This window comes from Enhygromyxa salina, assembly GCF_002994615.1.
Lineage (GTDB): Bacteria > Myxococcota_A > Polyangia > Nannocystales > Nannocystaceae > Plesiocystis > Plesiocystis salina_A.
On the sequence record NZ_PVNK01000251.1, the window covers coordinates 1 to 22,938 of the forward strand.

Here is a 22,938-nt window from a genome sequence, read left to right on the forward strand (position 1 = left end):
TCGCACCGACGCGCAGATCAGCGCCTGCGCCGACACCGATGAGCTCAGCGTGCTGATCAGCCGGGCGGCAACTGTCACCAGCGCCGCGCAGCTGTTCTCAGCCAACGCCTAGCAGCCCGGGGTGCAACCCCTCGCGCCGTCGGCCCCACCACAGCGGCGTTTGGGCTCCTTGCCCTCGACGAAGATTCCGGCGCGAGACGATACGATGGGCTGCTAGCGCTAGCAGCCCAGGGTGCTAGCGCCCGAGCACGCCGCGTCGCTCGAGCGCGCGGATCAGCCGATCGACCTCGCGCTCGATGTTGAGCTCGTTGCCGTCGACCATCACGTCGGGATCATCGGGGGGCTCGTAGGCCAGGCTCGCCTCGTCCGGATCCCGCCCAAGCGCCTCGAGCCGGCTGCGGCAGGTCGGTAGATCTGCGTCAAAGAACGCTTCAACAAAGGTGAAGCGATCCGTAAAGCTGTCCCGCGCGATCGCCCGGTCGGCCCGGGCCGGCGAGGTGTACGCGACGATCACGATCATCCCCGCGTCCGCCATCAGCTCGGCCGCGGTGACCAGCGGCCGGAAATCCTTGGCCTGCGCCTGGCGATTGATCCGCGTGAGCAGCTGCGGATCAAACACGTAGGCCATGTGCCCGGCGTCGAACAGCCGCCGCTCGAGCGCCCGCGCGACGACGATCTTTCCGGTCCCCGAGCGCCCGGTCATCCACAGCACCGCGGGCTGCTGGTTGAAGCGACCCGCCCGCTCTCCGGCGGTCAACGCCCGCGCGACCGCGCGACCGTCGTCTTGGTAGTCCTCGCCGTGACCGCGGATCATGCCCGCGGCGATCGTCACGTTGCTGATCCGATCGATGATCACGAACGACCCGGCGGTCTTGTCGTCGGTGTAGCCGTCGAGGATCAGCGGCCGGTTGAGGCTCAAGCTGACGTCGCCGACGTCGTTGAGCGCGAGGGTCTCGGCCGGGACCTGCTCGAGCGTGTCCATGTCGATCTTGTGATCGACGCTGACGACGGTGCCCGAGACCAGGCTGGTCATGTGCTTGACCAGGTACTGCCGCCCGATCTCGAGCGGGATGTCGTGCATCCAGACCAGGGTCGCGCCGAGGATCCGGCTGATGTGCAGATCGTTCTCGACGCCGGTGAGCACGTCGCCGCGGCTGATGTCGATCTCGTCGCTCAGGGTGAGCGTGACCGACATCGGGGCGAAGGCCTCGGGGAGGTCGCCGTCCCAGGTCACGATCCGCTCGACGCGGCTGGTCTTGCCCGAGGGCAAGACCTTGATCAGATCGCCTTGGCGGACGCGGCCGGCAGCGATCGTGCCCGCGTAGCCGCGAAAGTCGAGGTCCGGGCGCGAGACCAGCTGGACCGGGTAGATCAGGCGCTCGTCGTCGCCCGCGCTCTCGACCGGCATGGTCTCGAGGTGCTCGAGCAGCGGCTTGCCGCCCGCCTCGCCAAACCAGGGCGTGCGCGCGCTGGCGCTGACGACGTTGTCGCCCTCGAGCGCGCTGACCGGGAAGAACTCGACGTTGGTGAAGCTGAGCTTGTCGGTGAACGCCCGGAACTCGGCGACGATCGCGTCGTACTTGGCGCGGTCGAAGTCGACGAGGTCCATCTTGTTGACCGCGACGAGGAGGTTGGGGATGTTGAGGAGGTCGGCGATGTAGCCGTGGCGCCGCGACTGCTGCAGGACCCCGAGGCGCGCGTCGATCAGGATCACGGCGGCGTCGGCCGTCGACGCGCCGGTCGCCATGTTGCGCGTGTACTGCACGTGGCCGGGGGTGTCGGCGATGATGAACTTGCGCCGCTTGGTCGCGAAGTAGCGGTAGGCGACGTCGATCGTGATGCCCTGCTCGCGCTCGGCGACGAGGCCGTCGGTGAGGTTGGCGAAGTTGATGACCTCGCTGCCGTCTTGGTCGGTGCTGGTGACCGCGGCGAGCTGATCGTCGAACACGCCGCCGGTCTCGTAGAGCAGCCGGCCGATCAGCGTGGACTTGCCGTCGTCGACGGAGCCGATCGTGACGAAGCGCAGGAGGCTGCGGCGCTCGTAGTCGTCGAGGAACTCGAGGATCTCGGCGTCGGACCCACCGGGAGACAGGTCGGGCTCGGGGATCGTCGAGACCAGCGAGCTGACCGGGCGCTCGTCGTCGGGCGGGCGGTGGCTGGGGAAGGGGGGGCTGCGATGATCGATGGCCATCAGAAGTATCCCTCGCGCTTTTTCTTCTCCATCGAGCCGTCGGCGTCGCGGTCGATGACCCGGCCAGAGCGCTCGGACTCGCGCGTGGTCAGCATCTCGTGGACGATCTGCGGGACCGTGGTCGCGGTCGACTCGACCGCCCCGGTCAGGGGGTAGCAGCCGAGGGTCCGGAACCGGACCATCTTGTGCTCGGGCGTCTCGCCGGGCTCGAGCCGCATGCGATCGTCGTCGACCATGATCAGCGCGCCGTCACGCTCGACGACGGGGCGCTTGGCCGCGTAGTAGAGCGGGACGATCGGGATGTGCTCGAGGTGGATGTACTGCCACACGTCGAGCTCGGTCCAGTTCGACAGCGGGAACACGCGGATGCTCTCGCCCTTGAAGTGGCGCCCGTTGTAGAGCCTCCACAGCTCGGGGCGCTGGTTCTTCGGGTCCCAGGCGTGGTTGCGATCGCGGAAGCTGTAGACCCGCTCCTTGGCCCGCGAGCGCTCCTCGTCGCGCCGAGCCCCGCCGAACGCGGCGTCGAAGCCGTGCTTGGTCAGGGCCTGCTTGAGCCCGTCGGTCTTCATGATGTCGGTGTAGGCCGGGCCGTGATCGAAGGGGTTGATGCCGTCGCGGACCCCGTCTTGGTTGACGTGCTCGATCAGCTCGAGCCCGGTCTCGCGACAGATCTGGTCGCGAAAGCCGATCATCTCGCGGAACTTCCACGTCGTGTTGACGTGCATCAGCGGGAACGGGGGTTTGCCGGGCCAGAACGCTTTTTGAGCGAGGCGCAGCATGGTCATCGAGTCCTTGCCGATCGAGAACAGCATCACCGGCTTCTCGAACTCGGCGACGACCTCGCGGATGATGAAGATGCTCTCGGCCTCGAGCTGGCGCAGGTGCGTGAGTCGACGGGCGTCCATGCGGAGCGCGGAGTTTAGACGCTGGGTCCAGGGGCGCAAGACCGCGAACTCTCCGGGAGATTGCGTGAATTGGGTCGCGCACTGGGTATGATAGAGGCCACGTGCTCGCCGATCCCGAGCTTCCACGCCGCAACCCCCAACTCGTGTGGGGGGCGCTCGTGTGTGTGCTCGCGGCCGCGCTCGGCTGTCGCGGGCCCGAGACCTCGGCTGCGGGCGGCGGCGTCGAGAGCCCTGAGCGGCTCGCGCCCGTGTCTGCCGCGGCGCTCGATCCCGACCCGCAGCCCGAGCCGATCTCGGAGGATCCGGTGATCCAGGCGATCGTCGAGCTCGCGGCGGAGGACAGCCAGGTCGACGATCTCCTCGACGCGCTCGCGGTCGAGATCGGTCCGCGCCTGACGGGCACTGCCCAGCTCGTCGAGGCCGAGCTGTGGGCCGTCGACGAATTCGAGAGCTGGGGCCTCAGCGCCGCGCGCGAGCAGTGGGGCGAGTTCCCGGTCGTGTTCGAGCGCGGCAAGGCGAGCGGCGCGGTCATTCGGCCCGAGCGCGAGGAGCTCGAGTTCGGGACCTGGGCGTGGACGCCGGGGACCAGGGGCCAAGACGGGCTCGAGGCCGGGGGCCCGGTCCGCGGTCAGGCGCTGCGCTACCCGCAGGACGCGGCCCAGCTGCGCGCGCGACGGCCCTACCTGCGCGGGGCGTGGATCATGATCCCGCACGAGTTCGAGGCGCCGCGCGGCAAGCTGCGCCAGCAGATCGAGGGCGCCTTCGAGCGCGCGCCGATCGCCGGGCTGGTCTACGCCGCCGGCGGGGCCGACGACCAGCGGATCGAGACCCACGGCGCGCATCGCCTCGATCCGGCCAAGCTGCCGACGCAGGTCGAGATCCGCCTGCGCGGGGATCAGCACCGCGAGCTGCTCGATCGCATCGACGCCGGGGTCTACGTCGAGCTCGAGTTCGGCGTCGCCAACCGGCTGCTGCCCGGGCCGATCCCGGTGCACAACGTGGTCGCCGAGCTTGGCGGCGCGCAGTCGCCGGACGAGCGCGTGGTCGTGGGCGGGCACCTCGACTCGTGGGATGGGGCGAGCGGAGCGGTCGACAACGCGACCGGCGTGGCCACGACGATGGAGGCTGCGCGCCTGATCGCGGCCGCCTGCGCGCGCACGGGCCAGCGACCGCGTCGGACGATCAGCTTCCAGCTGTGGTCGGGCGAGGAGCAGGGCCTGCTCGGATCCAAGGCCTGGGTCGCGGCCCACGAGGACCAGCTCGCGGGCATCAGCGCGGTCTTGGTCCACGACGGGGGCACAAATTACATCTCGGGGCTGCCGGTTACGCCCGAGCTTCATGCGACCATGTCGGCGGTGTTCGATCCGGTCACCAAGCTCGCGCCCGCGGGCATGCCCTTTCAGCTCGAGCTCGTCGACGGGCTGCCCTTCGAGCCGAGCGACAGCACCTCGTTCTTGCGCGCGGGGGTGCCGGCCTTCTATTGGGCCCAGTCGGGGCGCTCGGACTACGATCGCTACCACCACACCCAGTACGACGACGCCGACGCGGTGATCGACGCGTACCAGCGTCACTCGGCGCGGGTCGTGGCGATCGCGGCCTGGCAGCTCGCGACGCTGCCCGAGCTGCTCGATCGCCACAACCTGGTCTCGCCGCCCGCGCGGAGGCTCGGCGTCACGCTCGACGGGACCACGGTCGAGGTCGTGATGCCCGGCTCGGTCGCGGCCGCGGCCGGGGTTGTGGCGGGCGATCGCATCGTCGAGATCGAGGGGGGCGCGGTCGGGTCGACCTCGGAGGTGATCGCGGCCGCGCAGCGCGGGGGCCCGCGCAAGCTCGCGGTGGTCACCCGCCTTGGCGAGCGGGGCAGCTCCGCGGGCGTGGAGCTGACCCTGGACTGGAGCGCCGACCCCGACGAGCCCGCCCGGGCGTCGCGGCGGGCCGAGCGACGCGAGCGCTTCGGCGCCGAGCTGCGGCCCTGGGACGCGGACGAGCTCGCCAGCGAGGAGGCCGCCCAGTGAGCGAGCGACTGCGTCTGTTCGTCGCGTGCGCGCCCGGGCTCGAGGAGCTGCTCGCGGACGAACTCGACGGTCTCGGCGTCGAGGAGGCCGTGGTCACGCCTGGCGGCGTCAGCTGCTTCGGCGAGCGCGAGACCGTGTACCGCATCAACCTCGGCTCGGGCCTCGCCCTGCGCGTGCTCGTGCGCATGGCCGAGTTCATCGTCCGCGACTTCGCCAAGCTCGAGCGCGTGGCCAAGGCCCTGCCGTGGGAGGACTGGCTGTCGACCGAGATCGGCGTGCGCGTGCGGGCCCACGCCAAGCGCTCGCGCCTGTACCACACCAAGGCGATCGCCGAGCGGATCGAGCGGGGCATCGCGCGGCGGACCAAGGGGGCGGTCAAGCTCCGAGATGATCGCGCCCAGGGCCCCGGCGGCGGCGAGCTCGGCGAGGGTCCGCGGGAGCCGACCCTCGTCCAGGTCCGGATCGTCCGCGACCGCTGCACGATCAGCGTCGACACAACGGGCACGCTGTTGCACAAGCGCGGCTGGCGGGCCCAGACGGGCAAGGCCCCGCTGCGCGAGGACATCGCCCGGGCGCTGCTCCTGGTCAGCGGCTGGGAGCCCGGCATGGCGCTGTTCGATCCCGTGTGTGGCGCGGGCACGATCCCGATCGAGGCCGCGACGATCGCCGCCGGGCTCGCGCCGGGTGCCAGGCGAGCGTTCGCGTGCATGCACGCGCCAACGTTTGAGCGGGGGCGCTTCGAGGATCTGCGCGCGCGGGCGCGAGGAGACGCGCGAAGGGGCGGCGCGACCTTGTTCGGGGCCGATCGCAACGCAGGCGCGGTCGAGGCCGCGCGAGCCAACGCCGGGCGGGCGGGCGTCGAGGGCCTCGTGACCTTCGAGCAGCGCTCGGTCGGCGACGCCGCGCTGCCGACCCTCGACGGGGCTGGCGTCGCGCTGCTCGCCAACCCGCCTTGGGGTCTGCGGACCGGCGATCCGGCCCGGCTGCGGAACCTCTACGCGAGCCTGGGCAAGCTCGCCCGCGCGCTGCCGAGGCCGACGCGGATCGGCCTCGTGACCAACGACCCGGCGCTCGCGGGCGCGACCAAGCTCGGGCTCGAGCGGCGCCTGCTGACCGACCAGGGCGGCGTGAAGATCGGGCTGTGGGTCGGCGTGCTCGAGCACCCGCAGGTCGTGTCGCGGGGCTGATCGCCGCCATCGCGATCCGACGACTGGCGTCCGAGCTCGCGCCGATCAATTGGCGCCACCTGGCGCGACCTGGTGCGACGTGCAGGCCGCCTGCGGGGCGAACAGACAATCGCGAGGGCTGGTTCCGGTATCCTCGCCCCGCCCATGCTCGTCGTTGTCAGTGACATGCACCTCGCCGATGGCTCGGCGGGCGACCACAACCTCGAGCCGCAGGTCTATCACGACCTCCTCGACCAGCTCGCCGAGGCCCACGCCAAGGTCCGGAAGTTCAACCCGCGCAGTCGGGTCGAGATCGTCTACGCCGGCAACATCTTCGAGCTCCGCCGGACGCATTTTTGGTTCGATCAGGGCGACCACAAGCCCTGGCGCCACTTCGGGCCCATCAAGCAGGCCGGTCAGGCCCTCCCGCCTCAGAGCGGGGAGTACCTCCAGCGCGCGGCTCAGCTGTTCACGCGCGTCATGACCCATCAAAACGTCGCGCCGATCAAGAGCATCTTGGGTGACCAGCTCGCCGATCGCTTCGGCGGCGTCGAGCCCGTGCGCGGCTACCTGCCCGGCGACGCCGATCGCATGATCAACATGAGCGCCGACCTGCGCATGCGCGTGATCGACTTCCTCGGCCTCGACCTCGGTCGCCCGCAGGCCTGGGATCCCGAGCAGCGCTTCCCCAACACCTGGTGCGACCCCCACCACGGCGCCTTCATCCGCCACGGCCACGAGTGGGACGTGTACTCGTTCGAGGGCGATCCGGCCAAGCCCGAGGACTACGACAACATCCCGATGTCGGACCTCATCACCACCGAGCTGTTCGCGCGCCTGACCTACGAGGCCAGCATGCTCCAGGGCTCAGCCGAGGCCTCGGCCGAGCTCATCCACGGCTTTTGTCGCAAGCTCGAGCAGATCGACAACGTCCGCCCGGTGTCCTCGCTCGTGAAGTGGCTGGCCTGGCACTTCGCCAGCCCGATCGAGCAAGAGCTGCTCGCGACCTGCATCGAGCGGGCGCTGAGCAACTTCAAGGGCCAGGAGTACGTCAAGTGGTGGCTGTCGATGGCCGGCCACGACAAGGTCTGGACCCCGGTCGACGAGGCCGATCGGATCGAGAGGCTGCTCGACGGGTTCAAGCACCTGTGGATGGGCAAGGCCAAGCTCGCGCTGGCCGTGTACGACAAGTTTGCCAGCTACGATCCCTTCGAGCGCTTCGTCGATCACGCCGCCGAGGAGCCGGTCCTGGGCCAGGCCGACTCGCCGATCCACTACATCGTCTACGGTCACACCCACGAGGCCCGGCACGTGCCGCTGGGCATGGTCGGTGACGGGCCGTCGCGGCGCATGGCCCACTACGTCAACACGGGCAGCCTCCGGCCGACGCACACGGTCACGCGCGACGGCAAGGACTTCTTCGTCTCGGAGTCGCTCGACTTTGCGATCTTCTACCGCGCCGACGAGAAGCCCGGCGCGACCGGGCCGACCTTCGAGCTGCGCACGCTGACCCGCTCGCGGCGCTGAGCTCGATCGGATCGGCGGGCTGCTAGCAGCCCGGGCTGCTAGACGATCGTCAGGTGCGGAAACACTTGGGTCGCGTCGAAGACCTTCACGTGGGGGTAGTCGGCGCTGATCCCAAGCGCGACCCCGTTGGGCTGAAACACCACGACCGCCCCGCCGTGCTCGCTCAACCCGGCGAGCTTCCGGGTGTTGCAGTCGACCGAGGAGTCGCACTCGAAGTTGAGCAGGCCCTCGCGCATCAAGACCCGCTGGCCCCGCAGGATGTTCTGGTGGCCGTGGACGATGCCGTAGAGCCCGGCCTCGTACATGTGCTCGACGCCCGCGTCGGTGAAGCGGTGATCGAAGTCGCGGTACTTGGTCCGGAACATGTTGCCGATGGGCCCGTGATAGAGCTCGAAGGGATCGTCGGCGAGCAGGCGGTGGAACCAGGTGTTGGCGCCCGAGACGTTGTGCTCGGCCAGGAGCCCGGCGGTCACGTCGTCGACGCCCGCGTGGACGAGCAAGAACGAGCCCCAGCGCCGGGCCACGTCCATGCGCTCGAAGTACCAGTGGAACTCGCCCTCGGGCTCCAAGAACAGCTCGCGCGCCCGGGTCGTCGCCCGGTGGATGTCGCCTAGGCTCATGTCGAGGGCCTCGCACTTGCGCGGGAGCTCGACCATCTTCTCGCGGATGCGCTTGAGCTCCTTGCCGATCTTTTTCTCGGGCACCAGGCCCTTGGCGACGGAAGGGAAGCGGCGAAACCACTCCTCGTCGGGGAACAGCAGCTCGTGGAGATCGTCCTCGGACAGCTCGCTGGTGTCGCCGGGCTCGAGGTACTGGGCGCGGATCTCCTGGAACAAGGGCATGGTCTTTTGGCCCATGCGCACGAACAGGTGGGCGAAGCGCGGCTCCTTGCGCCCGAGGTAGGCGAGCCCGACGAGGGTGCGCAGGTCGTGGTTGCCCGCGAGGATCTCGACGTCGGCGCCCTTGTCGATCAGCAGCTTGATCGCGCGGAGCAGGCGGAGCGTGCTCGGGCCCTTGTCGAAGCAGTCGCCGGCGATCACGAACAGCGCGTCGCGGCCGTCTTCGCTGAGCTCGTACTCGTCGTCGCCGGGCCCGAGCCAGCGGACCCCGCCCGAGGCGATCAGCGAGCGCCGCCACGCGTCGGCGTCGGCGTGCACGTCACAAAAGAAGTACATGGTCCGGTTGGGCCAGATGAAGGGCTTGTGGCCGATGCGCTCGCGCAGCTCCTCGCGCGGGGCGTCGTAGTTCTCATTGGCCAGGTCGCTGAGGCGACGACCCTCGAATTTTGGCCAGGGCTCGGTCGTGACCGGCAGCGGCATCTCGCAAAATTCGACGCCCTGGTAGTTGGGCACGAGACGGCTGCGTTGACGACGGCGATGCGCGTGGATTGCGAGGGCAGGGCTGGACATCGGCTCTAGGTCTTGGCTGCTGGGCGGATCTTCCACTGGCCGCCGATTTTTTTCCAGCGACCGGGGCCACCTCGGGGATCGGCGACATGCTCGATGAACACATAACCACAGTGATACATGGACAGGCCCGGGACATCGTCGAGATCGAGGGCGCCCAAGCAGACCGCGGCGTGGCGCAGTGAGCCGCCGTGCCCGACGACGACCTTGAGCACGTCGTCGCCGCCGGCTGTACGCAGCTCATGCGCACGACCCGCGACGTGCGCGGCGACGCGAGCGCCCGCCATCATCAGCGACTCGGAGCCGGGCAAGGGCAGGCGGTAGCGCGGATGGCTCTTCCATCCGTCCGGAAGCGAGGGGAGCCGGGGGTCGGCGCGCACGGCCGCGGCGATCTCGTCGACGGTCAGGTTGGCGCCGGCCCCGACGCTGCGCTCGCCGAGCTCGGCGAACTCGGCGATCGAGAAGTGCAGATCCTTCTCGAGCTCGTTGAGGGTCGTCGCGGCGAGGGTCGCGGTCTGCGAGGCCCGCAAGAGGATCGAGCAGTCGAGGACCGGATCGAGCATCAGGCCGAGCCCGCGGCACTCGTCGTGGAGCTGGTGGCCGAGGGCTTGGGCCTGTTCGACCCCGCGCTCGGTCAGCGGGTGCGGGAGCTGAGCGCTGGGGACCTTGTCTGGTTGCTGGTAGTCGCCATGACGGACCAGCGCTACGACGACGCGACGCGTACTCATCTGCAGCGGCTCTTTACCCCGAGACGCGACGCTTGGACAGCCGCGATCCGCGGATGGCAAGATCTCGGCCGAGGTCAATCGCCTACTGCGGGTTAATCTCCAGGTCGAGGCCGCCCGGGTACCAGTAGCTACCCGCGCTGCGCACCCCGTAGACGGAGATCCCGACGCCCTGGTTGGCGTTGACCGTATGGGTGCCGTCGCCGACGTTGCTCAGCTGGACGTGAGCGACCGAATAGCCCGAGCCCGCGACCGCGCTCCAGTCGTTGACGTTGTTGCCGTCGACGGTCACGTCGGCGCCGTCGGGCGCGATGATGTCGACATAGTTGGCGGTCCAGCTCGGGGCCGCGAAGAACAGGTAGTTGGTCCGGAATTGCTTGGGCGTGACGGCCTGGACCATGGCCGGGTCCGAGGTCCCGAACCCGGCGTTTTGCCCGACCATGTACTGGGTGACCAGCAGCGGCTTGCTGCCAGTGACCTTGAAGGCCGCGGTCGACATGCTCAGCTGGATGAAGTCGCCGGCGTTGGCCAACACCTGGTCGACGCCCTGATCGGGCACGAGGTTGACCTGGGTGTCGTCCTGGGTCGCGATGATGCGGACCATCTGGGCCTTGAGCTGGTTGTCGTTGGGGACCTGAACGGGCGGGACCACGATGTACTCGTCGGCCAGGGTCTGGACCGGGAACAGGGCCTCCTCGAGGTGATCGCAGGCGGCGATGTCGGCCGGCACGTTGGTGCACTTGTGGCCGCCGATGACCTGGACGGGCTTGTCGGCGCTGACCATCGCGCCGGTCAGATCCCCGCTTTGGGTGATGACCTGGAGGACGTCGGAGCTGTCGAGCATGACCTGGCCCGAGCCGTCGTTTTGGACGCCGCCGCCGGCCTGGACCGACGCGCCGCCGGGGGGCGGGGTCAGGGTCACGGTCGTGCCGTCTTCGTGGGCGACGACCGTGTAGAACGCCGGGAGGCTGTTCCAGTGTGGCCACGAGGCGACCATGGTGTCGTTGCCCCAGACGTTGGTCGGGAACAGCAAGGACGCGTCGTTGGTCGTCGTCGACTCGAGCGGGTTGTACTGGTAGACGACGATCGGCCGATCGGAGCGGAGCCGGTAGGCGCCGTCGAGGGTCACGGCCGAGGGGCCGTTGTTCTTGGTCAGGGCGTTGACCCAGGGCAGGACGATGACCTCGACCGAGCTGGCCGGGACCACGGTGTCGTAGATCATTCCGTCGCCCTTGGTCACGAAGACCATCGCGTCTTCGAGCCCGGTGTTGGCGACCGCGACCGCAAACTCGTCTTTGGGCGCGGTGTTGTAGGAGTCGTACTGGAGCGTGACCGTCGGGTAGTAGTCGCAGCCGATGTAGCTCAAGCCGATCGCATTGGCGGCGCAGGCCCCGTCGCAGGTGCCGGAGTTGTCGTTGCACAGCAGGCCCTGCATCGGATCGCACAGCTCCGACTCCTCCCACTCGGTCCCGTCTTCGTTGCAGATCCACGAGCTGTCGTCGATGCAGCTGAACTCGCCGGGGCAACACTCGGGGCCGCAAGGGTCGCCGTCGCCATCGCCGGAGTCGCCGTCGCCGTCGCCGGAGTCGGAGTCGCCGTCGCCGTCGCCGGTGTCGCCGTCGCCGGTGTCGGTGTCGCCGTCTCCGGTGTCGCCGTCGCCGTCGCCGTCGCCGTCATTGGTGTCGCCGTCACCGTCGCCGGGATCGCCGTCGCCGTCGCCAGTGCTCTCGCCGGTCTCGTCGCCGTCGCCGTCGCCGTCGCCGACGCCGTCTTCGGTCTGACCGGTGGCGTCGCTCTCGGCGCTCGGGCTGTCGTCGGCGCAGGCGATCGTCAGCGGGAGCAGGAGGGCGGCGAGGGAGGCGGTGCGTCGCGTGGACCAGTTCATCGCCGCATTGTAGGGTCCCACAGCCGGCAGGAAGCTGCGCTTCGCTCGCAGCGCCGAAACGGCGTGTCAGACTCCCGCAGGACCGCATGCGCAGTCGCCCAAGCATCTTGATCACCGGAGCCGCGCGCGGCATAGGGCGCGCGTGCGCTGAGCGCTTCGCCGCGGCGGACTGGCTGGTGGGGCTGTACGACATCGAGGCGCGGGAGCTCGCGGACACCGCTGGCGAGCTCAGCGCACGCCACGGCACCGATCGCGTCTGCCACTGCGCGCTCGACGTCCGCGATCCCGACTCGGTCGTCGCGGCCGTCGCTCACTTCGCCGAGCACAGCGGCGGCCGCATGAAGGTGCTGCTCAACAACGCTGGCGTCATGAGCGTCGGCCGCTTCGAGACCGTCTCGGCCGCCGACCACCGACGCACGATCGCCGTCAACCTCCAGGGCCTCGTCGAGCTCACCCTCGCCAGCTTCGAGCTCCTGCGCGACACGCCGGGCGCCCGGGTCCTCAACATGTCCTCGGCCGCGGCGCTCTACGGCGTGCCCGAGATGGCCAGCTACAGCGCGACCAAGCACGCCGTCCGCGGCCTGAGCGAGGCCCTCGAGCTCGAGTGGGCGAGCCACGACATCCGCGTGTGCGACGTGATGCCAGCCTTCGTCGACACCGAGCTCTTGAGCGGCACCCGCAGGCTCAGGGCCGAGGCCGCGCTCGGCGTTCGACTTCAACCCGAGGATGTCGCCGCGGTCGTGTGGCAAGCGGCGACGGCCAGGCGTCGACGGACGCACTGGCCCGTCGGCGCCCAGATGAAGCTGGCCTACGGCGCCGACAAGCTGATCCCCGAGCGCCTCCACCGTCTGGCCTTGAAGTGGATGACGAAGGTGTGAGCAGCAGCGACGAACAGCCCAGCTATGTCCGCGTGCGGCGGGCGGGCCTGGCCAAGATCAGGCGGCGAAGCGGCGGAGGCATGGGCCTCGATCGGCCGGTCGCCGAGCAGCGCGAGGCCTTCAGTCAGCTGCTCGCGCTGACCCAGGTCGCGATGCCCGAGCATCGCTTCGCGGCCGCGGAGCTCGCCGGGGTCGAGTGCCTGAGGCTGACGCCGAGCGAGCTCACGAGCGAGCGCCAGATCCTGTTCGTGCACGGCGGGGGCTACTCGCTGGGCTCACCGCTGACCCACCGACCGCTCGTGGCCCGCGTCGCCCGCCGGGTCGGCGCCGAGGCGCTCATGCCCCGCTATCGCCTCGCGCCCGAGCACCCGTGCCCGGCCGCCCTCGACGACGTGCGCGCGGTCTGGCGCGCGCTCCCGGACGCGGTCCGGGCCAAGGCGATCCTCGCGGGCGACTCGGCGGGGGGCGGCCTGGCCCTGGCCCTGGCCATGCGACTGCGCGACGAGGGCGAGCTGCTGCCGGCCGGTGTGGTCTTGCTGTCGCCGTGGACGGACCTGACCATGTCGGGCGACTCGATCGAAGCCCACGCCGCGCACGAGGTCATGCTCGGCCGGCGAGGGCTCGAGCTGATGGCCGGGCGCTACGCGGGCGAGCTGCCGCGGGACGACCCCCGGGTCTCGCCGCTGTTCGGGCGCTTCGAGGGCCTGCCCCCGACGCTGATCCAGGTCGGCGGCGTCGAGGTCCTGCTCGACGACGCCCGGCGAGCGGCGGCCCGGGCGGCCGAGGCCGGCGTCGCGGTCGAGCTGCAAATTTACGAGGGCCAGGGGCACGTGTTTCAGGCCACGCCGATCATCGACGCCGCGGCCGCGGCGATCCGAGCGGTCGCGGCCTGGGTCGCGCAGCTCGACTGACGGCGCATGGCGCTCATGGCTCGGGCAGCTTCGTCCGGACCCGGGTCTCGTCGGCGGACCGTCGCTGCGCTCGCCGGTCTCGCAGCTCGAACAGGTAGTTGCTCACGGTCCCGAGCCCGAGCACCGCGACGATGAAGCCGAGCACGCCGCCGATGTAGGGGAGCTCGACCAGGACCATGACCAGGACCAGGCCGAGGAGCAGGCTCCAGACCAGCTCCGAGCGCTTCCGCTGGGCGCGAAAGCGCAGGAGGCGACGGCCGAGCTCGGCGGCGACGACGATCTTGCCGAGGTAGAGCGCGAGCAGGTAGCCGCCCATCGTCACCGCGGCCAAGGGGATCCCGACCAGCGTCGCGGCCGTGATGATCGAGACGACGGGGATCGCGAACAACCCGAGCAGACCGATCCCGATCATGCGCAGCCACTGCTTGCGCTCTCGCGGGGCCTGAAACAGATCGGGCACCACCATGTACGCGACGAGCCCGAAGACCAGCCCGGCCGCGATCATCGCGATCTTCCAGAGATAGAACCCGAGGTCGTCGTAGCGCTTGTTGGCGTTGAGCGCGTCGAGTTCGATGTAGGTCTCGCCGCTGATCGACGCCCCACCTTCGAGGACCAGGTCTTCGGCGCCGTCGACCTGGGCGCTCAGATCTCGGCCGACGGTGGTCGTGCCGCCGACGCGCAGGTTGGCGCCGCTGATCACGAGATCGCGGGCCATGGTCGCGTCGATCTCGATCCGCTCGCCCATCGCGTAGACGTCGCGACCGATCGCGCCCGCGACGTCGACCGCGGACCCGGTGAGGATGGCGTCGCCCGCGACCTCGAGCTCGTTGCCGAGGTTGAGGCTGCGCCCGGCCGCGTAGAGCTGCGAGCCGAGGAGGCCGCCGACGGTGACGTTTTGGCCCGCGATCATCACGCTGCCGTGGACGGCGCCGTCGAGATCGATCCGGTCGGCGGCGGTGATGAGGTTGCCGTCGACCGTGCCCTTGACCGTGACCGTGCGGGCGAAGGCGAGCGCGTCGCCGCGGACGTGACCCCGGATCACGACCGCGTCGCCAAACGCGATCAGGGTGTCGTCGATGACCTCGTCGGCGGCGATCTCGACGCGGTCGGCCTTGCGAAGATCGGCCGCGTGCGCCGCCGCTGGGTAAACGAAGGCCGTGAGCACTGCGAGCGCCAGCCATGCGCCCAACCACAGCGACCTCGAGCCGACAGACCTCGACGACCTCAGCATGCAGGTGGTGTGCGTCGCGTTGCTCGGGTCGTCGAGCGCAAGCTTTACCCGCGGCGAGCGGCGCGCCTGAGCTGGCGCGTCAGCTACTCGTTTTGGTTCTCGACCACGTGGCAGCTCGCGCACGAGAACTCGGCGTCGCCCAGGCCGTAGGTCAGGGCGAGCGCCTCGCCCATCGCGGGCTCGACCTCTTTCCACATCAGCTTGACCATGTCCGGCGACACTTTGCGATGCTTTTTGTAGAGCTTCGAGGCGTCGAGGGTCGGCAGCGCGGGGTTGGGCATCTCGAAGCTGCCGTTGCCAGCGCCGCCGCCGTGGCAGGTCGCGCAGCCAAAATCCGCGAAGCGGTCGGGGTCGTGGCCCTGAAACACCGCCTGCATCCGCGGCATCACGACCGCGCCCATGTGCTCCATGCGCTGGGACTGATCCATCTCGGCCCACGGGGTCTCCTGACCCTCGGGGATGCCGGTCTCGCCGTGAGGGCCACACGCGAGGAGCGGAAGCGAGAGCAGGGCGAGCGCAACGACACGGGCGTGGGCAAACATGACTCGCCCAGCATAACTGACGCGTCGGCGACGACGCGCCTCGCTGCTCGCGGGGCGGCTGTTCAATCCGATGCTCGGGCCATCGGCCTCGGGCCGGGTGGGCTTGTCCCGATCTGGTTGACGGGCAAATGGGTCTGGGAGGGGCTCAGCAGCCTGCGAGCAGGGAGTGCCCCGACGAACCCGTGATTGTGCGCCGGACCAGCTCGCCGACCGCCGCGTCGCCGAGCGGCAGCATCACCTTCTGAAAGCGCGGCGTTCGACCGACGAGCTTGTCGCCGCGCTTGCTCGTGCGGGCGACGAGGATCTCCTCTTCGAGGCCGACCCGCGCGGCGTGCTTGGCCCGGGTGTGGCGCTCTTGCAGCGCGATGACCTCGCGAAGGCGTCGCTGCTTGACCTCGTGGGGCACGTCGTCGACGAGCTTCTTGCTCGCGTAGGTGATCTCGCGATCGCTGTACGCAAACATGAAAGCGAAGTCGAACTCGATCTCGGCCATCAGCGCGAGGGTCTGGGCGTGGTCGTCTTCGGTCTCGCCGCAAAAGCCGACCATGATGTCGGTCGAGATCGCGATGTCCGGGACCGCGGCCCGGAGCTGACGAACGATCTCGCGGTAGCCGGCGACGTCGTAGCCCCGGCGCATGCGCTCGAGCACGAGGTCAGACCCGGCCTGGACCGGGAGGTGGACGTAGGGGCAGACGCCGGGCTCGGTCGCGATGACCTCGATCAGGTCCGGCGAGAAGTCGACGGGGTAGGGCGAGGTGAAGCGGACCCGCTCGATGCCGTCGACCCGCGCGACCGCTCGCAGCAGCTCCGCGAAGCTGACGTCCTCCCACGCGTAGGAGTTGACCGTCTGCCCGAGCAAGGTCAGCTCGCGGACCCCGGCCTCGGCCATGCGCTGCGCCTGGCGAAGGACCTCGCGCGGCGGCACGCCACGCTCGCGCCCGCGGGTGAAGGGCACCACGCAGAAGGTGCAGAACTTGTCGCAGCCGCGCTGGATCGTGACGAAGCCGGAGATGCTCGCGTCGCCGGTCGTGCCCGCGTCGCCCCGACCGATCCCCGCGCCGGGTCCCGCGATCGCCCCGTCGAGGCCCTCGTAGACCTCTTGTTTGTCGAGCGCGACGTCGACGGCCCGCTCGCCCCCGAGGGCCTTCCTCGCGAGCGCGGCGATGTTGCGGTAGCTGTCGGGCCCGGCGACGAGCTGGATGTGCGGCGCGCGGGTCTCGAGCTTGTCGCGGAGGTGCTCGGCCATGCATCCGGTGATGCCGACGACGAGATCTGGGTTGGCCGCGCGGTGCTCGAGCAGCTGGGTCGTGCGGCCGTAGACGCGATCCTCGGCCTTCTCCCGGACTGCACAGGTGTTGACCAAGATCAGATCGGCGTCGGCGGGATCTTTAACCCGGACCCAGCCGTCGGCGCCGAGCCGTCCGAGCACCAGCGCGGTGTCGGCCGCGTTCATCTGGCAGCCGAAGGTCTCCATGTAGACCCGCGGTCCGGAGCCGTCGGGCTCGGTGCTGGGCCCCGTGGGCGGCTGCAAGGGCTCGGAACCGCTGGCTGAGCGGCGAATCTGGACCAGGCCGGGGGGCCTCGGGCTTTCGCTGGCCATGGCCGCGGGAGCCTACGCGATCACCGACCAGCGGGCCATTGACCGCCAATCACGTGAGCCGACCCATGGCGCGAACCGCGTTGTGAAAGCGCCTCGCTGGGCTGGTCAGCTCTCGGTCCGCGAACTACAATGCGCGCCCACGCGGCACCCTCCGCGTCGATCATTCGCTGTCCATCAGGGAGCATCCATGCGCCGCATCGGTCCGATTTTGCTCAGTTTTTCATGTCTCGCCCTGTTCGCTTCATGCACGAAGGCGCCCGAGGTCACCAAGGCCAAGGACATCGGTGCGGTCGAAGCCAAAGACAGCAGCGGCGCCGGTAACGTTGCCGGCGCGCTGCCAGACGTGCCCGACGGTCCAGTCGCGGTCGTCAACGGCAAGGACATCACCTCCGCCGACTTCCACGCGATCTACGATCTCAAGCTGCAAAAGTACGCCGATCGCGGGCGCGAGATCCCCAAGACCGCCGATCGCCGCTACCGCAAGTCGATCGTCGACCGCCTGATCTACCAGGAGATCCTCCGTCAAGAGGCTGGCAAGCGCAGCGTCGAGTACGACGCCGACGCCCTCGCCCAGCGCGAGGAGGCCCAAAAACGCGGCATCAAGGACTGGGACAAGCACCTGCGCCGCCGCGGTGAGAGCGAGGAGAGCCTGCGCCAGCTCTACATCGCCGAGCAGCTCGAGCGCGCGCTGCTCGAGGCCGACGGCATGCTCGAGGTCACCGAGGCCGAGATCGAAGAGGAGTACGAGAAGGTCAAGCCGAACTACAAGAAGGACAAGGAGCGGGTCCGCGCGGCCCACATCTTGATCCGCGTCGGCCCCGACGAGCGCCCGGCGCCCGGTGAGCCGCTCACCGAGCCGACCGAGGACCAGAAAAAAGAGTGGGAGGCCGCCGCGTTGGCCAAGGCCAACGAGATCTACGCGAAGGCCACGGCCGAGGGCGCCGACTTCGAGGCCCTCGCGATCGAGCTGTCCGAGGGCCCGAGCGCCCGCAAGGGTGGCGACCTCGGCATCTTCTCGGCCGACCGCATGGTCGACGAGTTCTCCGACGCCGCGTTCGGGCTCGACGCTGGCGAGGTCAGCAAGCCGATCAAGACCAAGTTCGGCTTCCACATCATCAAGGTCTACGGCAAGTACCCGCCCGGCGATCTCCCGCGCGAGGCCCTCGAAGACCAGATCCGCGAGCGCCTCTCGGCCCGCAAGCTTCACCAGGGGCGGCGCGACCTCAAGGAGAAGCTGATGGAGACCTACGAGGTCAAGAACATCATGGAGGACCTCCTCGGGCCCGACCCCCGGGCCCAGCGGCGCAAGCAAAACCGCGAGCGTCAGGGCCACCCGCCGGGCGCCAAGCCCAAGACCAAGGGGTCCGGGGCGCCGCCCTCCGACAGCGCGACCGCGCCGCCGCCGGCCGGGACCGCGGCGGGGGCGGGCGAGGCCACGGTCACTCCGCCAGAGGGCGGCGAGGCCAAGCCCAAGCCCGCTGGCGAGCCCAGCCCCCACGGCGAGCCGCCCACCTAGGCTCCGAGCGTCCCGTGCTTCGACGACGGCCAGCGGTCACGCTGGCCGTCGTTCGTTTAATCAGCCGCCGGACACGAGCTCGGCCGGGCGCGCGCGATCGCGGGGCAGGTCGACGACGATCGCTGCGTTGGTCGGCCGGTACGAGAGGGTGCAGGTGCTCGCGTTGACGAACATCGTTCCGTCCCGAGAGGCGACCCCGTAGCCCTCGTGGATGTGGCCGAACACATGGACCCGCGGGCGCACGCGGGCCACGGCCGCGCGAAGCTCCTCGCAGCCGACGGGCTCGCCCGCGTAGGTCCGATCGAGGATCCCGTGAGGCGGGCCGTGGGTGACGAGCACGTCGGTGTTGTCGGGGATCAGCGCCCACTTCTGGCCGAGCTCGGGCCCGCGCGGCAGGTTGAAGGCCCAGGACAGGAACCACGGCTGCCACGGCGCGCCCCAGTAGCGCACGCCGTCGAGCTCACACCCGCTGTCGTGGAGGAACTCGAGCTTCGAGGGCAGCTGCGCCCGCGCGGCGTCGAGATCGGCCTCGAAGCAGCGGTCGTGGTTGCCGGCGATCGCGATCTTGTGCGCGTGGGGCTGCGCGTCGAGGAACGCGCCCCACTGCCGGGCCTCGTCGAGGGTCCCGGTCTTGCAGCCATCGCCTCCGTGGATCAGCACGTCGCCGGGCGGAACGACGATCTCGTGGAAGCCGTGCGTGTCGCTGATGATGACGAGGCGGATCGTGTCGGCCATGGGCGCTCGTGTGGGCAGTCTACACACGCGGTCGCGGGGATGGCACAAACAGGTGTGTCACACGCTCGCCAACCCATGCTGGTCATGGCCCTGGCGCTGACGGCCTGCGGGCCGCGGGTGTTCGAGGGCGCGTCGGCCAAGGTCATCGCGTCGGTCCCGCCGCCCGCCGCCGCCGAGGCGCCCGAGGAGGAGCCCCGGGTCGAGATCACCGACGACAAGGTCGTCATCCACGAGAAGATCCAGTTCGACTACAACAAGGCCACGATCCGCCCGGAGTCCGACGAGCTGCTGGCTGAGGTCGCCAAGGTCATCAACGACAACCCGCGGATCAAGAAGCTCCGCGTCGAGGGCCACGCGAGCGCCGAGGGCGACCACGACCACAACCTGAAGCTCTCGCAGCGCCGGGCCAAGGCCGTGCTCGACCACCTCGTCGCGCGCGGTCGAGTTGACCCGGCGCGGCTCGAGTCCGAGGGCTACGGCCCCGACCGCCCGATCGCCGACAACGAGACCGAGGCCGGGCGCGAGGCCAACCGCCGGGTCGAGTTCACGATCCTCGAGCAGGAGTACGTCGAGACCACGACCACCGTCGACCCCGCGACCGGCGAGGAGACCGTGAAGACCCAGGCCAAGGTCGAGTGAGGAGCTTCGCATGCGCACCCCCACCACGCTCATCACCCTCGCGCTCGCGAGCGCGGCGTGTAGCTTCACCGCCCGCGACCTCGCGACCTACGAGCGCGACACCTCGGCGCTGCTCGACACCCGCGACGCCGCGCTGAAGGCCTGCTACGACGCCGAGCTGGCCCGCAACCCGAGCCTCGTCGGCAAGCTGACCGTGACCTTCACCGTCGAGAAGAAGACCGGCGAGATCACGGCGCTGGCCTGGGACAGGAACCGCACGACCGTCAACGAGACCCTCGCAACCTGCGTCGTGACGGCGCTCGATGGCCTCTCGCTCGCGGACCCGGACCAGCGCGACGGCGTCGCGAGCTTCAGCTACAGCTTCCGCAACGCGCCGCCCGACTAGCGCTAGTGGAGAGGCACGATAAACGCGCGAGTTGCCACGTGGTGTCACTATGCTGCACGATCCACGCGTGCGCTGCTTCGTCTCTCTAGCTTGCTTGGCACTTTGCGTCGGCGCGTGCGCGGCCGGCGAGGGCGCCGAAGACACCAACATCTTCTCGACCTCCGTCAACACCACGCTGGCCGACGGCAACGGCGACGGTGACGGCGGCAGCGAGTCATCGTCTGGCAATGGTGACTCGGGCGACGGTGACCCGGGTGACGGTGACGGCGACGACAACGGTGACGGTGACGCCGACCCGACGACCGACGGCAACGAGGTCTGCGGCGACGGGGTCAAAGAGGGCCAGGAGGAGTGCGACGGCAATGACCTCGGCGGGGTCAATTGCGCCGACTTCGGGTTCGAAGACGGCACCTTGGTCTGCGCCAATGACTGCACTTTATTCACCAACGCGTGCTCGACCTGCGGCGACGGGCAGCTCGCGGCGACCGAGGCCTGCGACGGCAACAACTTCGGCGGTCTGACCTGCACCGACCTCGGCTACGCGAGCGGGAGCCTGGCGTGTGCCCCGGACTGCTCGGCGGTGGTCGAGTCGGGCTGCATGCAGGCGCCGACTTGCGGCAACGGCATGCTCGATCCCGGCGAGCCTTGCGATGGCGTCAACCTCAACGGCGAGACCTGCCAGAGCCTCGGCTACGACGGCGGCGTGCTCGCGTGCACGCCGGGCTGTCAGATCAACACCGACGGCTGCCTCGTCGAGGAGTGCGTGCCCGTGCTCGGGGCCTGCAACTTGCTGTTCGACGACTGCTGCGAGGGCCTGCAGTGCGCGCTCGCCTACTGCGTGCCCGAGTAGGCTGCGGGGTGCGGGCGGGGATCAGCGCGGCGCGGCCTTGAAGTGCTCGCGCAGGTGCTTGGCCCGGCGCTCGGCGAGCTCGAGCTCTCGCTGCTGCTCGGACATGGTCTTTTGTGCGTCGCCGAGCTTTCGACGCAGCGCCGCGTCGCGCCCGCGAAGCTCCTCGAGCTGGGACTCGGCGCGCTCGTGGGCGAGCGTGGCCTCGTCGCGCTCGCGTCGGAAGGTTCGCGCGCGGCCGCGCCATTCGTCGCTCGAGCGTCGCAGTGAGTCGCGCTCGCGGGTCAGCCGCTCGATCTCCAGCAGCTTCTCCTGAAAGGCCTCACCAAAGCTCGGATCGAGGCCCCCGGCGGTCTCGCTGTTCGAGCTGCGAGCGGCCTCGAGCTGGTCGAGGGCCTGGTTGGCCTCGCGCCGGGCGGCCTCGGCCGTGGCCTCGGCGTGGGCCCGTTGATCGCGGGCGCCGACGAGCGCGGCCTCGAGCTCGACGGCCTTGTCTTCGAGCGCGGCGCAGCGCTGGGCTTGGAGCGCGGCGCTCGACTCGGCCGCGCGAAGCTTGGCTCGGAGCTCCTCGACTTCGGCCGATCCGCGAGCCTCTCGCTCGACGGGGCGGGGAAGCTCGCCGTCGACATCGTCGGTGACGACCCGAACGATCGGGTCGATCCAGCGCTGGGTTCGAGCGAGCGAGTCGTCGATGCGGACCACGAGCGCATCGAGTCGAGCTTCGAAGTCATCAGCCATCACGCCCACCCCCATACGTTAGACCCCCGGCGGTCCGGGCCGAAAGGGGGACAACCTGGGCGAGGGTCCTACCCATGCGCGCTCGCTTCGCTCCCGGGCTCGCCCAGATCAACGATCTGCGGGCGTCCTGAGCCGTTCCAAACAAAGCAAACACGCTGAACTCTCCTCGCTCGGAGATCGGCCTCGACGCGTGAAGAGCTCGTTCTCGCGCGCTGGGGGAGCTCGCACGGTCCTCGACGGCGCTCGCGGGTTCCCAACCCATGGAGGGGACATGGCCTTGCTATTGTATCCGGGTGACGACGCACGCCATGGGCAGCGAGGTCGAGCTCGACCGGCTTCGGCCTCCCCGAGTGTTGCTCGTCGAAGATGAGAGCGCGGTCGGTGACGCCCTGACCGAGTGCCTCGAGCAGATCGGCTGCGAGGTCGTCGCGGCCGTCGATCTCGCCAGCGCGACGGGCATGGCGCGAGATGACGACGAGCTGTTCGATGTTGCGATCTTGGATCTCGAGCTGCCCGATGGAAACGGTCTCGAGCTGGTCGAGGCCCTGCGTTCGCGCCAGGTGCCCTGCGCGGCCCTGGTCCTGACCGGGCACGCAGAGGGCGCTTGGGCCAGGCGGGCGGCGGCGAGCGGTGTCTCGGGCTTCTTGCGCAAGCCGGTCTCAGCCCGGACGCTGTCGAGCGAGCTCGCCAAGGCGATCGAGCGTGGCCGCGAGATGCGCTCGTGGATCGCAGCCGACGCCAGCGAGCGCGCGACCCCGTCGCCGTCGGGGGCCCCGATCGTGGCCGAGGCGCTGGTCGCCGATCTCGACGCGCCGATGGACCGCCCAGGTCGCTCGCCAGCCGAACAGGTCCGGCGGCTGGCTCAGGAGTTCGGCCTCACGCAGCGCCAGACCGAGGCCCTCGCCCGGGTCAGTGAAGGCTGTCGAGATCGGGAGATCGCCGACGCGATGGGCGTGTCGTACTCGCGGGTTCGGCAGCTGCTCGCGGCGGGGTTTGGCAAGCTCGGTGTGAAGTCGCGCAACGACTTCATCCGCTTCCTCGTCGAGCGCCAGGGCCTGTCGTAGCGGCGGCTCGGCCTCCCGCAGGGGAGTGGTGT

At 69.7% G+C, this 22,938-nt stretch carries 20 protein-coding genes; 10 read left to right on the plus strand and 10 right to left on the minus strand.

Annotated elements, in window-relative coordinates; genetic code table 11:
• Positions 1-235 precede the first annotated feature (235 nt).
• Complete coding sequence (locus tag ENSA5_RS28885) at positions 236-2,191, minus strand: bifunctional sulfate adenylyltransferase subunit 1/adenylylsulfate kinase (RefSeq protein WP_106394937.1); 1,956 nt, start codon at positions 2,189-2,191, stop codon at positions 236-238.
• Positions 2,191-3,096, minus strand: a complete 906-nt coding sequence (cysD, locus tag ENSA5_RS28890) for a sulfate adenylyltransferase subunit CysD (RefSeq protein ID WP_106394938.1) — start codon at positions 3,094-3,096, stop codon at positions 2,191-2,193. The genes ENSA5_RS28885 and cysD overlap by 1 nt, the downstream gene beginning before the upstream one ends.
• Before the next feature lie 101 nt (positions 3,097-3,197).
• Here cysD and ENSA5_RS28895 point away from each other — a divergent pair, with 101 nt between their 5' ends.
• From ENSA5_RS28895 to ENSA5_RS28905, 3 genes are all read left to right on the plus strand, one after another.
• The gene (locus ENSA5_RS28895; protein WP_106394939.1) at positions 3,198-5,111 is read left to right on the plus strand and encodes a M28 family metallopeptidase; all 1,914 of its coding nucleotides are present in this window, start codon (positions 3,198-3,200) and stop codon (positions 5,109-5,111) included.
• Complete coding sequence (locus ENSA5_RS28900; protein ID WP_106394940.1) at positions 5,108-6,298, plus strand: THUMP domain-containing class I SAM-dependent RNA methyltransferase; 1,191 nt, start codon at positions 5,108-5,110, stop codon at positions 6,296-6,298. The genes ENSA5_RS28895 and ENSA5_RS28900 overlap by 4 nt, the downstream gene beginning before the upstream one ends.
• 144 nt (positions 6,299-6,442) lie before the next feature.
• Positions 6,443-7,804, plus strand: coding sequence for a hypothetical protein (locus tag ENSA5_RS28905; protein ID WP_106394941.1), 1,362 nt, complete (start codon positions 6,443-6,445; stop codon positions 7,802-7,804).
• A gap of 38 nt (positions 7,805-7,842) precedes the next feature.
• On the opposite strand, the gene ENSA5_RS28910 is transcribed toward ENSA5_RS28905, so the two are convergent.
• From ENSA5_RS28910 to ENSA5_RS38445, 3 genes are all read right to left on the minus strand, one after another.
• The gene (locus tag ENSA5_RS28910; protein ID WP_146156219.1) at positions 7,843-9,213 is read right to left on the minus strand and encodes a metallophosphoesterase; all 1,371 of its coding nucleotides are present in this window, start codon (positions 9,211-9,213) and stop codon (positions 7,843-7,845) included.
• 5 nt (positions 9,214-9,218) lie between these two features.
• Complete coding sequence (locus ENSA5_RS28915) at positions 9,219-9,938, minus strand: histidine phosphatase family protein (RefSeq protein ID WP_106394943.1); 720 nt, start codon at positions 9,936-9,938, stop codon at positions 9,219-9,221.
• A gap of 82 nt (positions 9,939-10,020) precedes the next feature.
• A complete protein-coding gene (locus ENSA5_RS38445; RefSeq protein ID WP_181198257.1) occupies positions 10,021-11,820 on the minus strand; it encodes an IgGFc-binding protein in 1,800 nt (599 codons plus the stop codon).
• Positions 11,821-11,906: 86 nt separating this feature from the next.
• On the opposite strand from ENSA5_RS38445, the gene ENSA5_RS28930 reads away from it, so the two are divergent.
• The gene (locus ENSA5_RS28930) at positions 11,907-12,698 is read left to right on the plus strand and encodes an SDR family oxidoreductase (protein ID WP_106394945.1); all 792 of its coding nucleotides are present in this window, start codon (positions 11,907-11,909) and stop codon (positions 12,696-12,698) included.
• Positions 12,695-13,609, plus strand: a complete 915-nt coding sequence (locus ENSA5_RS28935) for an alpha/beta hydrolase (RefSeq protein WP_106394946.1) — start codon at positions 12,695-12,697, stop codon at positions 13,607-13,609. Before ENSA5_RS28930 ends, ENSA5_RS28935 begins: the two co-directional genes overlap by 4 nt.
• Positions 13,610-13,622: 13 nt before the next feature.
• Here the strand turns inward: ENSA5_RS28935 and ENSA5_RS28940 are convergent, their stop codons facing one another.
• The 3 genes from ENSA5_RS28940 to miaB all read right to left on the minus strand — a co-directional run bounded on the left by ENSA5_RS28940 (position 13,623) and on the right by miaB (position 16,982).
• Complete coding sequence (locus tag ENSA5_RS28940) at positions 13,623-14,798, minus strand: DUF8173 domain-containing protein (RefSeq protein WP_181198258.1); 1,176 nt, start codon at positions 14,796-14,798, stop codon at positions 13,623-13,625.
• Positions 14,799-14,923: 125 nt separating this feature from the next.
• The gene (locus ENSA5_RS28945) at positions 14,924-15,382 is read right to left on the minus strand and encodes a hypothetical protein (protein WP_106394948.1); all 459 of its coding nucleotides are present in this window, start codon (positions 15,380-15,382) and stop codon (positions 14,924-14,926) included.
• A 145-nt stretch (positions 15,383-15,527) separates the two neighbouring features.
• Complete coding sequence (miaB, locus tag ENSA5_RS28950; RefSeq protein ID WP_106394949.1) at positions 15,528-16,982, minus strand: tRNA (N6-isopentenyl adenosine(37)-C2)-methylthiotransferase MiaB; 1,455 nt, start codon at positions 16,980-16,982, stop codon at positions 15,528-15,530.
• A gap of 187 nt (positions 16,983-17,169) precedes the next feature.
• Here miaB and ENSA5_RS28955 point away from each other — a divergent pair, with 187 nt between their 5' ends.
• A complete protein-coding gene (locus ENSA5_RS28955) occupies positions 17,170-18,498 on the plus strand; it encodes a peptidylprolyl isomerase (protein WP_181198259.1) in 1,329 nt (442 codons plus the stop codon).
• Positions 18,499-18,558: 60 nt separating this feature from the next.
• Here the strand turns inward: ENSA5_RS28955 and ENSA5_RS28960 are convergent, their stop codons facing one another.
• Positions 18,559-19,233, minus strand: a complete 675-nt coding sequence (locus tag ENSA5_RS28960; protein ID WP_106394951.1) for a metallophosphatase domain-containing protein — start codon at positions 19,231-19,233, stop codon at positions 18,559-18,561.
• An 84-nt stretch (positions 19,234-19,317) separates the two neighbouring features.
• Between ENSA5_RS28960 and ENSA5_RS28965 the strand changes: the two genes are divergently transcribed.
• The 3 genes from ENSA5_RS28965 to ENSA5_RS28975 all read left to right on the plus strand — a co-directional run bounded on the left by ENSA5_RS28965 (position 19,318) and on the right by ENSA5_RS28975 (position 21,107).
• Entirely contained in the window at positions 19,318-19,872 is a 555-nt protein-coding gene (locus ENSA5_RS28965) for an OmpA family protein (RefSeq protein ID WP_181198260.1), read from the plus strand.
• 10 nt (positions 19,873-19,882) lie between these two features.
• On the plus strand, positions 19,883-20,257 hold the full coding sequence (locus tag ENSA5_RS28970) for an AgmX/PglI C-terminal domain-containing protein (protein ID WP_106394953.1): 375 nt from the start codon (positions 19,883-19,885) through the stop codon (positions 20,255-20,257).
• A 94-nt stretch (positions 20,258-20,351) separates the two neighbouring features.
• Positions 20,352-21,107 carry a hypothetical protein gene (locus tag ENSA5_RS28975; RefSeq protein ID WP_106394954.1) on the plus strand — a complete coding sequence of 252 codons (756 nt, stop codon included), beginning with the start codon at positions 20,352-20,354 and terminating at the stop codon, positions 21,105-21,107.
• A 21-nt stretch (positions 21,108-21,128) separates the two neighbouring features.
• Here ENSA5_RS28975 and ENSA5_RS28980 read toward each other — a convergent pair whose 3' ends face one another.
• Entirely contained in the window at positions 21,129-21,842 is a 714-nt protein-coding gene (locus ENSA5_RS28980; protein ID WP_146156220.1) for a hypothetical protein, read from the minus strand.
• Positions 21,843-22,135: 293 nt separating this feature from the next.
• Between ENSA5_RS28980 and ENSA5_RS28985 the strand changes: the two genes are divergently transcribed.
• On the plus strand, positions 22,136-22,906 hold the full coding sequence (locus ENSA5_RS28985; RefSeq protein ID WP_181198261.1) for a response regulator transcription factor: 771 nt from the start codon (positions 22,136-22,138) through the stop codon (positions 22,904-22,906).
• Positions 22,907-22,938 lie beyond the last annotated feature (32 nt).

Excerpts from the sequence above, each read along its gene's own strand:
- ENSA5_RS28885 (WP_106394937.1), bottom strand. The coding sequence starts at position 2,191 with ATGGCCATCGATCATCGCAGCCCCCCCTTCCCCAGCCACCGCCCGCCC.
- cysD (WP_106394938.1), bottom strand. The coding sequence starts at position 3,096 with ATGGACGCCCGTCGACTCACGCACCTGCGCCAGCTCGAGGCCGAGAGC.
- ENSA5_RS28905 (WP_106394941.1), top strand. The coding sequence starts at position 6,443 with ATGCTCGTCGTTGTCAGTGACATGCACCTCGCCGATGGCTCGGCGGGC.
- ENSA5_RS28910 (WP_146156219.1), bottom strand. The coding sequence starts at position 9,213 with ATGTCCAGCCCTGCCCTCGCAATCCACGCGCATCGCCGTCGTCAACGC.
- ENSA5_RS28915 (WP_106394943.1), bottom strand. The coding sequence starts at position 9,938 with ATGAGTACGCGTCGCGTCGTCGTAGCGCTGGTCCGTCATGGCGACTAC.
- ENSA5_RS38445 (WP_181198257.1), bottom strand. The coding sequence starts at position 11,820 with ATGAACTGGTCCACGCGACGCACCGCCTCCCTCGCCGCCCTCCTGCTC.
- ENSA5_RS28930 (WP_106394945.1), top strand. The coding sequence starts at position 11,907 with ATGCGCAGTCGCCCAAGCATCTTGATCACCGGAGCCGCGCGCGGCATA.
- ENSA5_RS28945 (WP_106394948.1), bottom strand. The coding sequence starts at position 15,382 with ATGTTTGCCCACGCCCGTGTCGTTGCGCTCGCCCTGCTCTCGCTTCCG.
- miaB (WP_106394949.1), bottom strand. The coding sequence starts at position 16,982 with ATGGCCAGCGAAAGCCCGAGGCCCCCCGGCCTGGTCCAGATTCGCCGC.
- ENSA5_RS28955 (WP_181198259.1), top strand. The coding sequence starts at position 17,170 with ATGCGCCGCATCGGTCCGATTTTGCTCAGTTTTTCATGTCTCGCCCTG.
- ENSA5_RS28960 (WP_106394951.1), bottom strand. The coding sequence starts at position 19,233 with ATGGCCGACACGATCCGCCTCGTCATCATCAGCGACACGCACGGCTTC.
- ENSA5_RS28965 (WP_181198260.1), top strand. The coding sequence starts at position 19,318 with ATGGCCCTGGCGCTGACGGCCTGCGGGCCGCGGGTGTTCGAGGGCGCG.
- ENSA5_RS28970 (WP_106394953.1), top strand. The coding sequence starts at position 19,883 with ATGCGCACCCCCACCACGCTCATCACCCTCGCGCTCGCGAGCGCGGCG.
- ENSA5_RS28980 (WP_146156220.1), bottom strand. The coding sequence starts at position 21,842 with ATGGCTGATGACTTCGAAGCTCGACTCGATGCGCTCGTGGTCCGCATC.